At 68.1% G+C, this 1,030-nt stretch carries 1 protein-coding gene; it reads right to left on the bottom strand.

Going from position 1 to position 1,030, the window contains the following annotated elements; translation table 11 throughout:
- Position 1: 1 nt before the first annotated feature.
- The coding region (locus VXJ37_RS21030) for an L-serine ammonia-lyase (protein ID WP_331324934.1) at positions 2 to 1,030 on the bottom strand (1,029 nt) is incomplete at its 5' end.

The following is a 1,030-nucleotide window of genomic DNA, read 5'->3' as shown; positions in this document are numbered from 1 at the left end:
GTCAGCATTCGACGACGTTGACGGCGAGGCCGCCCATGGCTGTTTCCTTGTATTTGGAGGACATGTCTTTGCCGGTTTCGCGCATGGTGATGATGACTTCGTCGAGGGAGACGCGGTGGGTGCCGTCGCCCCAGAGCGCCATTTTGGCGGCGTTGATGGCTTTCGCGGCGGCGATCGCGTTCCGTTCGATGCAGGGGACCTGGACCAGCCCGCCGATCGGGTCGCAGGTCAGGCCCAGGTTGTGTTCCATCGCGATCTCCGCGGCGTTCTCCACCTGGGCGGGGGACCCGCCCATGACCTCGGCCAGGCCCGCGGCGGCCATCGAGGACGCGGACCCTACCTCGCCCTGGCAGCCGACCTCGGCGCCGGAGATCGAGGCCTGTTCCTTGTAGAGGACGCCGACGGCGCCGGCGGCGAGCAGGAACCGCACCACCACGTCATCGCGGTCTTCCTGAGTGGCGGTGTCCATGCCCGGGGCGAAGTGCAGGGCGTAGAACAGGACCGCGGGGATGATCCCGGCCGCGCCGTTGGTCGGGGCGGTGACCACCCTGCCGCCGGAGGCGTTCTCCTCGTTCACCGCCAACGCCACCAAGTTAACCCACTCCTGCCAATACCGGGGCTCGAACGGGCCCGCGTCCCAGGCCGCGTCCTGGTCCTGATCGCGCCCGTCGGCGCATTCCTTTTTCAACCGGTCAAACCAGTCCGGGGCGCGGCGGCGGACCTTCAACCCGCCCGGCAGCACCCCGTCCCGCTTCAGGGACGCGGCCACGCAGTTCTCCATCACGGACCAGATGTGCAGCAACCCGGCCCGGATCTCCTCCTGGGTGCGGGAGGCTTTTTCGTTGACCAGCATCACGTCAGCGATGCCCAACCCGGTCACCGCGCAGTGTTCCAGCAGCTCCGCGGCGGTGCGGAACGGCAGCGGCAACTCCTCTTTCGAGGCCTCCAGTTCCTGCCGTGCCGCGTCCTCTTCACCCTCCCGGACGATGAACCCGCCACCGACCGAGAAGAACGTCGCCGCATGCAGCAC

Origin of the sequence: Pseudarthrobacter phenanthrenivorans (assembly GCF_036455295.1) — a bacterium.
GTDB lineage: Bacteria > Actinomycetota > Actinomycetes > Actinomycetales > Micrococcaceae > Arthrobacter > Arthrobacter phenanthrenivorans_C.
The sequence above is the reverse complement of the archived record's forward strand: the minus strand, read 5'-3'. Positions and strand labels throughout refer to the sequence as shown.